The sequence below is a fragment of the Ralstonia chuxiongensis genome (genome assembly GCF_024158925.1).
Taxonomy (GTDB): Bacteria; Pseudomonadota; Gammaproteobacteria; order Burkholderiales; family Burkholderiaceae; genus Ralstonia; species Ralstonia chuxiongensis.
In genome coordinates, this window is sequence record NZ_JAMYWC010000001.1 from 716,073 (window position 1) to 729,374 (window position 13,302).

At 63.8% G+C, this 13,302-nt stretch carries 13 protein-coding genes; 4 read left to right on the forward strand and 9 right to left on the reverse strand.

Going from position 1 to position 13,302, the window contains the following annotated elements; all coding sequences use genetic code 11:
• Positions 1-74 precede the first annotated feature (74 nt).
• The gene (locus tag NKG59_RS03125) at positions 75-293 is read left to right on the forward strand and encodes a DUF1059 domain-containing protein (protein WP_024978360.1); all 219 of its coding nucleotides are present in this window, start codon (positions 75-77) and stop codon (positions 291-293) included.
• Between the two features lie 17 nt (positions 294-310).
• Here the strand turns inward: NKG59_RS03125 and NKG59_RS03130 are convergent, their stop codons facing one another.
• Together NKG59_RS03130 and NKG59_RS03135 are read right to left on the reverse strand one after the other, a co-directional pair.
• The gene (locus tag NKG59_RS03130; protein ID WP_253535179.1) at positions 311-952 is read right to left on the reverse strand and encodes a helix-turn-helix transcriptional regulator; all 642 of its coding nucleotides are present in this window, start codon (positions 950-952) and stop codon (positions 311-313) included.
• A gap of 115 nt (positions 953-1,067) precedes the next feature.
• Entirely contained in the window at positions 1,068-1,505 is a 438-nt protein-coding gene (locus NKG59_RS03135; protein ID WP_253535181.1) for a multidrug/biocide efflux PACE transporter, read from the reverse strand.
• 114 nt (positions 1,506-1,619) lie between these two features.
• On the opposite strand from NKG59_RS03135, the gene NKG59_RS03140 reads away from it, so the two are divergent.
• Positions 1,620-2,504 (forward strand): LysR family transcriptional regulator, encoded by an 885-nt coding sequence (locus NKG59_RS03140; protein ID WP_253535183.1) that lies wholly within the window; start codon positions 1,620-1,622, stop codon positions 2,502-2,504.
• A 4-nt stretch (positions 2,505-2,508) separates the two neighbouring features.
• On the opposite strand, the gene NKG59_RS03145 is transcribed toward NKG59_RS03140, so the two are convergent.
• The 7 genes from NKG59_RS03145 to NKG59_RS03175 form a co-directional block, all read right to left on the reverse strand.
• Positions 2,509-3,390: a flagellar brake protein gene (locus tag NKG59_RS03145; protein WP_045202052.1), complete on the reverse strand. Its 882-nt coding sequence runs from the start codon at positions 3,388-3,390 to the stop codon at positions 2,509-2,511.
• Between the two features lie 156 nt (positions 3,391-3,546).
• A complete protein-coding gene (locus NKG59_RS03150; RefSeq protein ID WP_253535185.1) occupies positions 3,547-3,960 on the reverse strand; it encodes a RidA family protein in 414 nt (137 codons plus the stop codon).
• The gene (locus NKG59_RS03155) at positions 3,957-4,925 is read right to left on the reverse strand and encodes a threo-3-hydroxy-L-aspartate ammonia-lyase (protein ID WP_253535188.1); all 969 of its coding nucleotides are present in this window, start codon (positions 4,923-4,925) and stop codon (positions 3,957-3,959) included. The genes NKG59_RS03150 and NKG59_RS03155 overlap by 4 nt, the downstream gene beginning before the upstream one ends.
• A complete protein-coding gene (locus NKG59_RS03160) occupies positions 4,922-5,563 on the reverse strand; it encodes a helix-turn-helix transcriptional regulator (protein WP_253535190.1) in 642 nt (213 codons plus the stop codon). The genes NKG59_RS03155 and NKG59_RS03160 overlap by 4 nt, the downstream gene beginning before the upstream one ends.
• A 140-nt stretch (positions 5,564-5,703) precedes the next feature.
• Positions 5,704-8,826 carry an efflux RND transporter permease subunit gene (locus NKG59_RS03165; RefSeq protein WP_253535192.1) on the reverse strand — a complete coding sequence of 1,041 codons (3,123 nt, stop codon included), beginning with the start codon at positions 8,824-8,826 and terminating at the stop codon, positions 5,704-5,706.
• Entirely contained in the window at positions 8,823-9,938 is a 1,116-nt protein-coding gene (locus NKG59_RS03170; RefSeq protein ID WP_253535194.1) for an efflux RND transporter periplasmic adaptor subunit, read from the reverse strand. The genes NKG59_RS03165 and NKG59_RS03170 overlap by 4 nt, the downstream gene beginning before the upstream one ends.
• 87 nt (positions 9,939-10,025) lie before the next feature.
• Positions 10,026-10,640 (reverse strand): TetR/AcrR family transcriptional regulator, encoded by a 615-nt coding sequence (locus NKG59_RS03175; protein ID WP_253535196.1) that lies wholly within the window; start codon positions 10,638-10,640, stop codon positions 10,026-10,028.
• 86 nt (positions 10,641-10,726) lie between these two features.
• Between NKG59_RS03175 and NKG59_RS03180 the strand changes: the two genes are divergently transcribed.
• Positions 10,727-12,187: an efflux transporter outer membrane subunit gene (locus NKG59_RS03180; protein WP_253535198.1), complete on the forward strand. Its 1,461-nt coding sequence runs from the start codon at positions 10,727-10,729 to the stop codon at positions 12,185-12,187.
• A 58-nt stretch (positions 12,188-12,245) separates the two neighbouring features.
• A complete protein-coding gene (locus NKG59_RS03185; RefSeq protein WP_253535682.1) occupies positions 12,246-13,052 on the forward strand; it encodes an oxidoreductase in 807 nt (268 codons plus the stop codon).
• Positions 13,053-13,302: the final 250 nt, after the last annotated feature.

Genomic DNA, 13,302 nt, shown 5'->3' on the forward strand with positions numbered 1-13,302 from the left:
CTATAACGAAGAGACGCGCGACCGGTGATTCACCACGTCGCGCCGTCGTCATTCGTTATTTCAGGAGCACCGCCATGGGCCGCCGCTACATCGATTGCCGCGCCTTCCCCAGCGAGACCAACTGCTCAGTCGCCATCAGCGCCGACAGCGATGCCGAATTGCTGGAGGCGGCTGTGCAGCATGCCGTTTCCGTGCACAAGCACACCGATTCGCCCGAACTGCGAGCGCAACTGCAGACTCTTTTCCAGGACGGCACCCCTGCCGTGGCGCCACCAAAGATGGCCGCTGCCTGATCAAAACGCGGCCGCCCCTACCGACGCGCCGACAGCGCCAGCATCAGCCGCACCACATCGCACTGGCTGTGCGTGTTGGTCTTGCGATAGACATGCTTGAGGTGCGTGCGCACCGTGTCGAGTGAAATGCCCAGCGTACGGGCAATACAGGCTGGGTCGGAGCCGCTTGCCAGCAGATCGGCCACATCGGCTTCGCGGCGCGTCAGGTGGAATGCATCGGTCAACCACAGGCTGGCCGGCTGCGCAGGCGAGATGCCTGTGCGTGCAGCAACGCGTTGCCAGCACAACGGCAGTGCTTGCGCAAAGTGCGGCAGCAAGGCTTGTGGCGCCGCACCATGCTGCATGGATTGCGGCACGCCCGACTTGCGGTAATCGAGCCACACCACGCCGCGCACTTCAGCATCGGCCACGGGCCAGGCGTCAATGCCATTGCCGCGCACCGCATGCAGCAGCACTTCGACCGAGGATGCGCCTCGCGACGCCGCCCAGTGCCACCTCCCATCGACGCGCCACCGGATCATGGCCGCAGCATGGTCCGCGCCGCACGCATCGCGCAGCACGTTCATCACGCCCACGGCATCTCCCGCGCAGGCCGCCACGTAGCACTGGCGCAGCACGGTTGCCGAGGCATGAGGTGACATGACAGAAAGATGCAGCATGAAGGCAATACGGGCGCAGCGGCTTGCGACCGCGGCGCCCGTCTTGAAAGGGACTTCATTATAGGAAGCGCGCCACCTCCCGCACTGCCCCTTTTGTCCTAGGCCAGCCCGCGTTTCAGGCCAGCGCGCGACGCGACATCCAGCGCGCACGCAGATGGTCGTACGCGAGGTTGAAAAAGAACGTGTAAGGCAGGAAGAACAGCATGATGCCGATGTCGATGACGAAGGCTTCCCACAGGCTGATGTTCAACCACCACGCGCCCAGGGGCACCAGCATCACGACCAGCCCGCCCTCGAACAGGCACGCATGCACCACGCGCACCATCAACGTGCGCGAAAGCTTGTAGCGGTGCTCCACCCGCTCGAAGATCGCGTTGAACACCATGTTCCACACCATCGCCACGCCGGCAAACATGAGGGTCAACGCGCCCATGTGTGCAAGCGACACGCCCATGATCCAACTGAACAGCGGCGCGCAGATGATGGTGGCGAGCAACTCAAAGCTCAGCGCATGGAATACACGCTCGACAGGGGTTTTGGCTGGGATTTGCATGGCAACGACTCCGATGAATGGGCGAGATTTTCATCGGCGAAAGCGGGTTTTACCAATTCGATAGCATCGGTTTTTCCGATATATTGAGCCAATCCGTCTGCCCTGGAGCGATCTATGCGCCACTCCCCTGAAGCCCTGCATGCCTTTGCCGAAGCTGCCACGCTGGGCTCGTTCTCGGCGGCGGCTCGCAAGCTGGGCAAACGGCAATCGACGGTGAGCGAGGCGATCGGCAATCTGGAGATCGACCTGGGCCTCACGTTGTTCGACCGCGGCACGCGACAACCGACGCTGACCGAAGCGGGCCGCGCGATGCTCACTCAGGTGCGTCGCGTGCTCGACGCCAGCGAGCAGATGGACCGGCTGGCAGCGCAAATGGCCGGTGGCCTGGAGGCGCGCCTGACGCTCGTCGTGTCGGACACCTACCAGTCGGACCGCTATGAGCAGACGCTCGCCACGCTCGAGCAGCGCTACCCCGACCTCGAACTCGAATGCCTGATCGCCGAACACGAGGACGTGGTCGACATCATCCAGCTAGGCCGCGCGCAGATCGGTCTGGTGGCCGCGCAGGCGGCATATCCGGCCGACATCGGGTCGGCGACCATTGCAGAGCAGTCGGAGATTGGACTCTTCGTCGGGCTGCAGCACCCGCTCGCCCGATATGGCGATGAGGAGGTGCCGCACGCGGTACTGCGCGAGGCACGCGAGCTGCGGCTGAACACCTTCGTCGACCCAGCCGGGCCGCGCGCCGACGCGGTGCCTGTGCGTAGCCCTCGGCGATGGTCCGCGCCGAGCTATCTGATGTTGCTGGAAATGGCCGTGCTGGGCTTCGGGTGGACGGAACTGCCGCGCTGGCTGGTGGATCACTTTGCGGCAGACCGGTTGCATGAAGTACGCGCACGCGGCTGGCCCCGCCTCGTCCCGGTCGACGCCGTATGGTCACGCAAGCGCACGCTTGGGCAGGCCGGCGCGTGGCTGCTGGAAACGATGCTGGCGGGCTAGGCGCTCAGGAGTTTTCGTCAAGCCGATCGATGATCAGGTGCGAAAGCTGCGCCGTCTGCTCCTTCGTCAGCGAAAACTCCATGCCAAACGACGGGAACGCAGAAGCAGGCGCCCCCAGGGCGGGCGACCCGCTCGCCACGCGGCCTGTCAGGGAGAACGACTCCAGCTGTCCATCGACGTAGGCACTGAAATCGACAGACAGCCGGTCGCCGGGCTGAAATGCCGCGCTGGCGCTTTGCACAAGCGCGCCATTCAGGCAGATGTCGCGGATCACCGCCACGCGATCTGCTGCTGAAGCCGCCTGCCCTTCGGGGCGTAAGCGGGCACCGATCCGTACCTGCACACGCTTGGCGCGGCGCAGCGGCATCTTCTGCATCTTGATCGGCGCAGACAGCACCAGATACGGCGAGGGAAACTGGCCGACGGACACCACGCTGCACATCATGGTGACGACCGCGCGGCCCGAGAATCCGCGCAGCAAGAGGACGTCCCGGACTTCCGGGCGCAGCGTTCGTTTGCCATCGGCAGGCTGTGTGACAAACACCGCTTCGCCTTCGATGTAGCCAATCAGGCGGCATGGCAGCAGCCCGCGCAGCGGGGCAGATTTTTCCTGCACCTGCAGGACGGTGCCGACGCCCAGCCCCACCGAACCGAGGCGGGGCTTCGTTTCTGCCGGTGCGGCAGCCACGGACGGGGCAACGTCACTGCTTTCGTCCAACGCCAACACAGGACCATGATGAAACAGCAGGCGCACGTCTTCGGCATCCGGCACCACGGTACCGGCAGGCAGCAGCAGGCGGCCTACGCTATCGGCCAGCGGAAAGGGAAGCGGCTGGCCGACCGGCACGTCTTCCAGGGTGAGTTGCCGCGCTTTTGGCAGGGTCATGGGGGCGATGGATCTGTGCGTCTGGGCCGGGCATCAGGCATATGCATGTGCCTCGGCAGGCATACTAGCCATTCTGCAACAATGGCGGGCAAACGGCTGGAGATCAACTCGCGCGAACCCTGTCTGTCTGACGCACATCAACGACAAGCGTTTGCATCACGCCGCCAGCGCTGTCGCCTCGATTTCGACTGCGAGCCCGTAATGCAGCGTCGGCACGGGCACCACGGCGCGCGCAGGCCGCAGTTCGCCAATCCACGCGCGATACAGCGCATCGAACGCCGACCAGTGCGTTTCCATGTCAGTCACGTACACGCGCACCTGCACCAGGCGCGAGCGGTCGGTGCCGGCCGCGGCAAGCACGACGTCAAGGTTGGACAGTACTTGGCGCACCTGCGTCGCGAATGGCGCATCGACGAGCTTTTCGCCTGCCGGCGTGACTGGAATCTGCCCCGCCACAAACACGAAACCATTGGCGCAGACCGCATGCGAATAGTGCCCTGCCGGCGGTCGCAAACCCGGCGCGTTGACATAGCGAGCGCCGCTGGGGGCGGCTTGGCCGTGGGCGCTCATGCCGCCTCCAGCACCAGCTTGGCGAAGAGCTGCAAATCGACATTGCCGCCCGAAAGAATCACGCCGACACGCTTGCCACGCACGTCGACCTTGCCGGTGAGTGCGGCGGCAGCTGCGAGGCAGCCCGTGGGCTCGACGACGGCCTTCATGCGCGACGCAAAAAATTGCATGGCGCTGACAAGTTCGGCATCGCTCACGGTGATGATGTCGTCGACCAGTTCGCGAATCACGGCAAACGTGTAGTTGCCCAGGTGTTGCGTCTGCGCACCATCGGCCAGCGTCTTGGGCGTATCGATATGGACGATCTCGCCCTTGCGAAAGCTCTGCTGGCCGTCGTTGCCAGCCTCGGGCTCCACGCCAAAGATCTTGCACGCGGGGTTTAGCGCGCGCGCTGCCGTGGCGCAGCCGGAGAGCAAGCCGCCACCGCCCAGCGGGGCCAGCAGCACATCCAGCGGGCCAACCTCTTCGATCAGCTCCTTGGCCGCCGCGCCCTGCCCGGCCATCACGTGCGGATGGTCGTACGGCGGGATCAGCGTCAAGCCATGCTCTTCCGCCAGCTTGCGGCCGATGGCTTCGCGGTCTTCGGTGTAGCGGTCGAAGAACACCACCTCGCCGCCGTAGCCGCGCGTGGCTTCCACCTTCACAACGGGCGCGTCCTTGGGCATGACGATGACAGCACGCATGCCCAGCAGCCTGGCCGACAGCGCAATCGCCTGCGCGTGGTTGCCAGACGAAAACGTGATCACGCCCGCCTTGCGCTGCTCCGGCGTGAACTGCGACAGCGCGTTGTACGCGCCGCGAAACTTGAACGCACCCATGCGCTGGAAGCTCTCGGCCTTGAAGAACAGCTCGGCGCCGGTCATGGCATTGGCGGTTGCTGACGTCAGCACGGGCGTCTTGTGGGCAACGCCTTGCAGGCGTGCGTGCGCGGCAACAACGTCGTCGTAGGAAATGGGCAGGCTCATGCGAGGTTCTCGGGAAGGTAGGTGTAGACGGTGGAGCGCGCCACGCCGAGCGTCTGGGCGACTTCGGTCAGCGCGCGGCGCAAGTTCAGCAGGCCGCTGGCGGCCAGTTCTCGCATGGCTTCGCGGCGCTGATCGAGCGTCATGGCCATGGGCGTGGTGTTGCGGGAGGCGGCAAACTGTTCGAGCGCAACGCGCACGTCTTCCACGCGGCGGGAGCCGAGCGACTCGGGCACCGGCGGCGCGGCCACGTCAACGCGCATCAGTTGCGTGAGGCCGGTTGTCACCGCGTTCAGCATGGAGACGTCCATGTTCAGGCAGATGGCGGCCACGTAGTCGCCGTGGCTGTTCTTCAACCCGATCGATGTGCTCTTGGCCGGGCGCCCGTCGGGAAACCGGTTGGCGTAGTTCTCGATGACTTCCGGGAAGTCCGGATCGGCCAGGCGCGCGAGTCCCAGCTCGGTCACGGCGTCGCCCACCTGGCGGCCCGACAAGTTGTTGGCGATTGCGACGACGGAATGATCGGGATCGGTCAGGTCGTGCAGGACGACTTCCACCAGCGGCGCCAGCGTGTTGCCTAGCGCCTCGACAATCTTGCGGCCTTCGCGCAGCAAAAGGCGGTTTTCTTCGATGGGCTTCATAGGTGTTGACGATACGTCAATTACTGACATTTCGTCAACACCATGGGAGCCGCCATGATGGCGCGCGGCTCCCGGCGAGGAAAAAACGCCTGCCCGAAGGTCGAGAGAGAACGGAGGTAACTGGGGCAGGCGAAGAAAGATTACTCAGGCACCAGTTGGCCTGGAGGCTGCGCTGTTTCGTGAGATGCGTGCTGCGCCTCGGCCGCGTTGCCAGGCCGGATCCTGAACCAGATCGAGTACATCGCCGGCAGGAACACCAGGGTCAGGATCGTGCCCGCGAACGTTCCGCCGATCAGCGTGTAAGCGAGTGCACCCCAGAACACCGAATGCGTCAGCGGGATGAAGGCAAGGATGGCGGCCAGCGCCGTGAGGATCACCGGGCGGGCACGTTGGACTGTTGCCTCCACCACGGCCCGGAACGGGTCCAGTCCTTCGCTCTTGTTGTGCTGAATCTGCCCGATCAGGATCAATGTGTTGCGCATCAAGATGCCCGACAACGCAATCAGGCCAACCAGCGCGTTGATGCCAAATGGCTGCCCAAACAGGATCAGCGTCGGGACCACACCAATCAACCCCAACGGGCTGGTCAGGAACACCATGACCATCGCCGGAATCGATCGCACCTGGAAGATGAGAATCAGCAGGGTCACCGCTAGCATGATCGGGAACAGCGGCAGCATGGCCTTCGTTGCCTTGCCCGACTCTTCGATGGAGCCCGCCTGCTCAATGCGGTATCCGCTCGGCAATTTCTCGATGATGGGCTGAAGCTGCTTGCTGATGGCGGTCGACACGTCGGGCGGTTGCAGGCCATCGGCAATGTCGCCGCGGACCGTGATGGTCGGCATGCGGTCACGCCGGCGCATGATGGGCTCTTCCATGCGTACTTCGATCTTGCCGATCTGCGAGAGCGGAATGCGCTGCCCGTTGGCGCCAGCCAGCGTGAAGTCGCTGATCTTGGCCGGGTCGAGCCGCACGTCGCCAGCCGAGCGCGCGGTCACCTGCACGGTGCGGATGTCCTCGCGCACCGCCGTCACCGGAACGCCGTTGAGCAGGAATTGCAGTTGCTGCGCGACGGCACTGGAAGTGAGGCCCACGGCCTGGAGACGGTCTTGCTGCAAAGTGAAATGCAGCGTGGGTACACGCATGCCCCAGTCCGTATTGACCGTGCGCATCATCGGGCTGGCGTCCATGACCTGCTGCACATCGGCCGCGATGCGGCGCAGTGTCTCTGCATCCGGACCGGTCACGCGGTAGGCCACCGGGAACGGCGAATACGGACCGAACACGAGCTGCGTCACCCGCACGCGCGCCTCGGGAGCGATACCTTCCGCAACGGCCTGACGCAGACGCTGCTCCAACGCGTCACGCTCTTCCTGGCTATTGGTACGGATCACGATCTTGGCGAACGACGGATCGGGCAGCTCCGGCCCCATTGCCAGAAAGAAGCGCGGCGCCCCCTGGCCGATATAAGCCGTCACGATTCTGGCTTCCTTCTGCTTGGCGAGCCAGCTTTCGATTTTTGCGGTCGCCGCGTCGGTCTGGTTGATTGATGTGCCATAAGGCATCTGCACCTCGACCAGCACTTCCGGGCGATCCGAGATCGGGAAGAACTGCTTCTTGACCACCGCCATGCCCGCAATGGCCAGAGCGAAGAGGCCCACCACCGTACCCGCCACCAGCCATTTGCGTGCAATCACGCGCCCGAGCAGCGCACGGAAGCGGTTGTAGCGCGGCGTGTCGTAAATCGCAGCGTGACCGCCTTCGACCTTCTTGAAGTCGGGCAGCATCTTCACGCCCAGGTAAGGCGTGAACACGACCGCAACCACCCACGACGCAATCAGCGCAATGCCGACGATCCAGAACATGTTGCTGGTGTACTCACCCGCCGTGGAACGTGCAAAGCCGTTGGGCATGAAGCCGACAGCCGTGACCAGCGTGCCCGACAGCATGGGCGCGGCGGTGTGGCTCCACGCATAGGCCGAAGCGGCCACGCGGCTGTAGCCCTCCTCCATTTTCACCACCATCATTTCGATGGCGATGATGGCGTCATCCACCAACAAGCCCAGCGCCAGAATCAAAGAGCCGAGGGTGATGCGATCGAAGTTCTTGCCTGTCGCGGCCATCACCACAAACACCACGGCGAGCGTCAGCGGCACGGCGGCGGCCACCACAAGGCCTGCACGCCAGCCCATGCTGATAAAACTCACCAGCATCACGACCAGCAATGCCGCAAAGAACTTCAGCATGAACTCGTCGACGGCCGCGGCGATGTTGACCGCCTGGTCTGTCACCTTGGTCAGGCTCATGCCGAGCGGCATGTCAGCATTGATGGCGCCGACTTCCTTGTCGAGCGCCTTGCCGAGGTCGAGCCCGTTCCAACCTTCGCGCATGACGATGCCCAGCAACAACGCCGGCTGCCCGCCATTGCGCACCATGAACGTGGCCGGGTCTTCATAACCGCGCTTGACGGTGGCGATGTCGGAGAGCTTTAACGTGCGGCCCTGCGACACCACCGGCGTATCGCGAATCTTCTGCAACTCATCAAATGCGCCATCCAGGCGGATGAACACCTGCGGCCCTTTCGTTTCGACCGAGCCGGCGGCCGTCAACGCATTCTGGCTGTTGAGCGCGGCAAACACATCTTGCGGGCTCACACCCAGCGTCGCCAGCCGGTCATGTGAGAACTCGACGTAGATGCGCTCCGACTGCTCGCCGATGATGTTGACCTTCTTCACGCCGGGCACGTGCAGCAAACGCTGACGCAGCGTCTCCGCATCGCGCACGAGCGCACGTTGCGGCTCGCCCTGCGCCTTGAGCGCAAACAAGGCAAAGGTCACGTCCGAATATTCGTCGTTGACGATCGGCCCGATCACGCCGGCTGGCAGGTTGCCCACCTCGTCGCCAACCTTCTTGCGCGCTTGATAGAACTCTTCCTGCACTTGCGATGGCGGCGTGCTGTCGAGCAACGTCAGCGTGGTGAACGCCAGACCCGGCCGCGTGTACGTTTCCGTGCGGTCGTACCAGCGCAGCTCCTGCATGCGCTTTTCGATCTTCTCTGCCACCTGGTCCTGCATTTCCTGCGCGGTAGCACCCGGCCACACGGTGACGATGTTCATCACCTTGACCGTAAACGCGGGGTCTTCCGCGCGGCCCAGCTTGAAGAAGGAAATAAGCCCTGCCAGCGAGATCAGGCAGATGAGGAACAGCGTGACCGCACGCTCGCGCACGGCGAGCGCCGATAGGTTGAAGCGGCCCGGGCTCACAGTCGCACTCCCGCGAGGGCGGTGCCGGTGCCCTGCCCGGCCACGCGGACTTGCTGGCCCTCGCGCAGCAGTTGTGCGCCTAACGCGACGATCCGCTCGCCTTGTTTGATCTGGCCGGCAACGCTTGCCCCTTCGTCACCAAGACGCACGATGGTGATGGAGCGCCACGACACCTTGGCAGGGTCCCCCTGGATGACCCAAACACCGGGACCCTTACCTGCATCAAACACCGCACCCAGCGGTACCTGTAGATCGCCTTGCGCTGTCGCCAGCTGCTCAGGAATCTGGATCGTGACAGTCGCGCCAAGCGGCGCGTTGGCCAATTTGCCATCCAGCACATAGCGCGCTTCATACGTGCGGGTAAGCCGATCGGCAGCATCCGACAGTTGCCGCAGCTTGGCAGGCGTGCCATCGCTTTCCTTGCCGAACAACGTGGCCTGGGCGACTGAGCCGATCGCAGGCCGCAACGTTTCCGGCAACTGGACCACCGCTTCACGGCGCCCGGCATGCGCCAAGCGCACCACCACCTGCCCTGCATTCACCACTTGGCCGGGCTCGGCCAGCGTTTCCATGACCACGCCGTCACCGTCGGCAACGAGTTCTGCATAGCGGCTGGCGTTGCGCGCAACGTCGGCCTGCGCTTCAGCGGCGCTCAGTTGCGCCTTGGCTGCATCCGCCGCGGCCTTGGCCTGGTCGTAAGCGGAGGCCGAAATCGCACCCGTGCCACGCAAGTCGCGGTAGCGCGCTTCGTCTTCCGCCGTTTGTTGCGCGCGTGCCCGCGCGGCGCTCACGGCTTCTTGCTGTGCGTGCGCGGCGAGCTTCAGATCCGCAGGATCGATGCGCATCAGCGGCTGCCCGCGCTTGACGGCTTGCCCCGCGTCCACCAGCCGTTCCAGCACCTTGCCGGGCACACGGAACCCGAGGTCGCTTTGCACCCTGGCAGCCACGACGCCCGTGAACGAGCGCGACGCAGACGCCACGGGCCGAACAAACGCGGCGCGCACCAGAGGCGCCTGGGTGCGTGGGTCAGCGGGGGCTTTTTCGCCGCAAGCGCTCAGCGCTAGCGGCAACGCAAGAACAACGAAAGAAGTAATAAAGCGACGCGAAAGCATGAAAGCCCCATCGACAGGATGATCTGGCCTTTCATTCTTGTTCTTGTGACCAATTTAGTCAATGGTCACAACGAAAAAATCTGCGTCTCAGGGGGAAAGACTTCGGAGTACAAGGCTGGAAAGCAGTCCGGGCGCCACCTCTGTGTAGTCAAAGCTGTATTGCAGAAGCAACGGGTTCATGTACGGGCGCATGACCAGGTAGATGGCCGCGGTGGCCTCGTCCAATGGTGTCTTGCGCTCGAAGTCTCCGGTCTCCCGGCCCTCCTGCAGCACATCGCGCAGCAACTTCTGGATGCGGCCTTCATAGGCGATCACCGCTTGCCAGCGTTCAGTCGCTGCCGAGGCGGCGATCTCGTACAGCTTGCGATCGTGGGAAAACAGCCGAAGGCTGGCCTCCGTCAAGGCTTTGAACATGCGGCGCAGCTTCTCCGGCGGGGAACCCGCCTCGGCCAGGGCGGCATTCACGTCGGCTTCGATCTCGCGCAGGCAGTTGGCGCAAATCATCTCGCCAATGGCCTGCTTGGACTCGAAGAACTTGTAGATGTAGGCCTTGGAAAAACCGATGGCTTTGGCCAGATCGGACACGGCGGTCTTCTCATAGCCGTATCGGCTGAAGTGCTCGGTAGCGGCGGCGACGATCTGGTCTCGCACGTCGTGATCCGCCGGGCCACGGGCGGAGACGGGATAGGAAGGGGTCTTCATGGGCTTCAGCTTACGCGAGTCGCAATAGTTGAACAACTTGTGACCAATTTGTACTATAGTCACTAAAAATTTCGATGGACCTCGTCATGTTGCCAAAACACGCCTCTGCGGCCCTCCTTCTCGCAAGCCTGGTGGCCGGATGTGCGGTCGGCCCCGACTATGTGAAGCCCGATGCGCCGATTCCGGAACGATTCCAAGGCCAGACGGCGGTCGAGCAACGCACGGCCAATGCTGCGGCGGATCTATCCACGTGGTGGGCGGGTTTTGCTGATCCGAAACTCACCAAATTGGTGCGGCTTGCACTGGAACAGAACCTGGACCTTGCCCAGGCGTTCGCACGCGTTACCCAGGCCCGTGCAGGTTTGGGAGCCGCCAGTGCCGCGTTGCTGCCCTCCGGCAATGTCACGGGTCAGGCTGCGCGTGCATACCAGTCTGTCGAAACCCCATTGGGCCGCGTGCTGAACTCGAGGCCCGGCTTTGACCGCTACGGCAACGCGTTTGAGGCTGACGTGAACGCGAGCTGGGAGCTGGACGTATTTGGCGGCCTGCGCCGTGGCCGCGAGGCTGCGCTGGCGGACTACCAAGCCTCCCAAGCTGGCGCCGTGGCCACACGGCTGGCCGTGGCAGCGCAGACCGCCGATATCTACATCACCATCCGCGGCTTGCAAACGCGCCTGAAGGTAGCCCGTCACCAGGTGCAAACGCAGGAGGAATTGCTCTCCACCATCAACCTGCTGTACGGCAAGGGGTTAGCCGCCGAGCTTCAAGTCAGGCAGGCAGAGGGCGCGCTCGCTCAGGTACGCGCCTCGATCCCGCAACTTGAGGCGGGTCTTGATGCAGCGATGAACGCGCTGGACGTGATGCTCGGCTCGCTACCGGGCACGCACCGGGACGAGCTTGCGCAAGACAGTGACATCCCCGCCGCGCCGCAGATTGCCATCAGCGGATCGCCCGGCGATTTGCTGAGGCGTCGTCCCGACCTGATCGTCGCCGAGCGCCGCCTCGCTGCTTCCAACGCGCGCATCGGCGTCGCCATCGCGGAGTACTACCCGAAGTTCTCGCTCGGCGGCCTGCTGGGCAGCGCCACATCGGTGGGCGCCGGAAGCCTGTTCGGCAGCGGCGCCAGCCAATTTGCCGGCGTGCTTGGCCTGCGCTGGCGGCTGTTCGACTTCGGCCGCATCAACGCGCAGATCGATCAAGCCAAGGGGCAAGAGGCGGAGATGCTCGCTGCGTACCGGCTCGCCGTGCTGCGCGCCACGGAAGATGTGGAGGACGCGTTCTCCGCCCTGGTCAAGCGCGAGGAGCAGGCCACGGTGCTCGCGCAGGGCGTGGATTCGCTGAGCCGCGCGCGCAATGCTTCGTTTGCGGCGTATCAAAAAGGCGTCGTCAGCCTGATCGAAGTCCTGCAGGCAGACGAGAGCCTGTTGCGTGCATCGGACGCACGTGCCCAGGCCCAAACGGAATCCGCGCGTGCCGCTGTGGCGGCATTCAAGGCGCTGGGCGGCGGCTGGCAGCCCGATACGCCAACCGCCGTCGCCAGCAAATAGACCGCTGGCAAAACCGATTTACCGCAGCGCCCATTCACCCATACAGAAAGAAATTGCCATGTCGAATCCCAAAGTTGTTGTGATTACCGGCGTGTCCTCGGGCATCGGCCGTGCCACCGCCGCGAAGTTTGCCCTGCGCGGGTGCCGCGTATTCGGCACCGTGCGCAACATCGCTCGCACTCAACCGATCGCGGGTGTTGAACTGGTCCAGATGGATATCCGTGATGAAGCCTCTGTCCAGCGCGGAATCGAGACGATCATCGCGCAGGCCAAGCGCATCGACGTGCTGGTCAACAGCGCCGGCGTGGCCCTGCTCGGCGCGACAGAAGAAACGTCTGTTGCCGAAGCCCAGACGCTGTTCGACACCAACGTGTTCGGCATCCTGCGCACCACGCAGGCCGTATTGCCGCACATGCGCGCGCAACGCTCGGGGCGCATCGTCAACATCAGCTCGGTGCTCGGCTTTCTGCCGGCGCCTTACATGGGCCTGTATTCGGCATCCAAGCACGCGGTGGAGGGAATGTCCGAGACTTTGGATCACGAGGTGCGCAAGCTCGGGATCCGTGTGGTGCTTGTCGAGCCGTCATTCACCAAGACCAGCCTGGATGCCAACGCACCTCAAGCGGTTTCCAAAGTCTCCGCCTACGACGCGGAGCGCGGCATCGTTTCTCAGGCGATTCAAAAGAGTGTCCAGAAGGCGCCGGACCCCGATGGTGTCGCAAGCACCATCGTCGATGCTGCGCTTGGGGCATGGAAGATGCGCCGCACGCCAAAAGGCGAGGCATCTCTTCTGAGCAAGCTGCGCCGTTTCATGCCGGCTGGCCCCGTCGACTCGAGCCTGAGAAAAACGTTCGGCCTCTCCTGAAGCGCGTTGCCGGGGGTGCGCTCACTCCCACCGCAAATCTCAACAATGTTCACCGCGAGACCGGAACCTCGGACATGCGGCCCGAAAACATCTTGAAAAAACCTCATCAAATCTGCCCCGCCATGGAAGCTTGACGACGCATCCTGTCAGGCATCGCGGCACAGCATGTCTCTGGCCCCCAAAGCCGCTCATGGCATGGTTCCTGCACACCGCGTTGCGCCGTACCACCAAAAAAATTCGGGGGACTTGC

Bases quoted from the DNA above. Each gene is read 5' to 3' on its own strand.
- NKG59_RS03125 (WP_024978360.1), top strand. From the start codon at position 75: ATGGGCCGCCGCTACATCGATTGCCGCGCCTTCCCCAGCGAGACCAAC.
- NKG59_RS03130 (WP_253535179.1), bottom strand. From the start codon at position 952: ATGCTGCATCTTTCTGTCATGTCACCTCATGCCTCGGCAACCGTGCTG.
- NKG59_RS03135 (WP_253535181.1), bottom strand. From the start codon at position 1,505: ATGCAAATCCCAGCCAAAACCCCTGTCGAGCGTGTATTCCATGCGCTG.
- NKG59_RS03140 (WP_253535183.1), top strand. From the start codon at position 1,620: ATGCGCCACTCCCCTGAAGCCCTGCATGCCTTTGCCGAAGCTGCCACG.
- NKG59_RS03145 (WP_045202052.1), bottom strand. From the start codon at position 3,390: ATGACCCTGCCAAAAGCGCGGCAACTCACCCTGGAAGACGTGCCGGTC.
- NKG59_RS03150 (WP_253535185.1), bottom strand. From the start codon at position 3,960: ATGAGCGCCCACGGCCAAGCCGCCCCCAGCGGCGCTCGCTATGTCAAC.
- NKG59_RS03155 (WP_253535188.1), bottom strand. From the start codon at position 4,925: ATGAGCCTGCCCATTTCCTACGACGACGTTGTTGCCGCGCACGCACGC.
- NKG59_RS03160 (WP_253535190.1), bottom strand. From the start codon at position 5,563: ATGAAGCCCATCGAAGAAAACCGCCTTTTGCTGCGCGAAGGCCGCAAG.
- NKG59_RS03170 (WP_253535194.1), bottom strand. From the start codon at position 9,938: ATGCTTTCGCGTCGCTTTATTACTTCTTTCGTTGTTCTTGCGTTGCCG.
- NKG59_RS03175 (WP_253535196.1), bottom strand. From the start codon at position 10,640: ATGAAGACCCCTTCCTATCCCGTCTCCGCCCGTGGCCCGGCGGATCAC.
- NKG59_RS03180 (WP_253535198.1), top strand. From the start codon at position 10,727: ATGTTGCCAAAACACGCCTCTGCGGCCCTCCTTCTCGCAAGCCTGGTG.
- NKG59_RS03185 (WP_253535682.1), top strand. From the start codon at position 12,246: ATGTCGAATCCCAAAGTTGTTGTGATTACCGGCGTGTCCTCGGGCATC.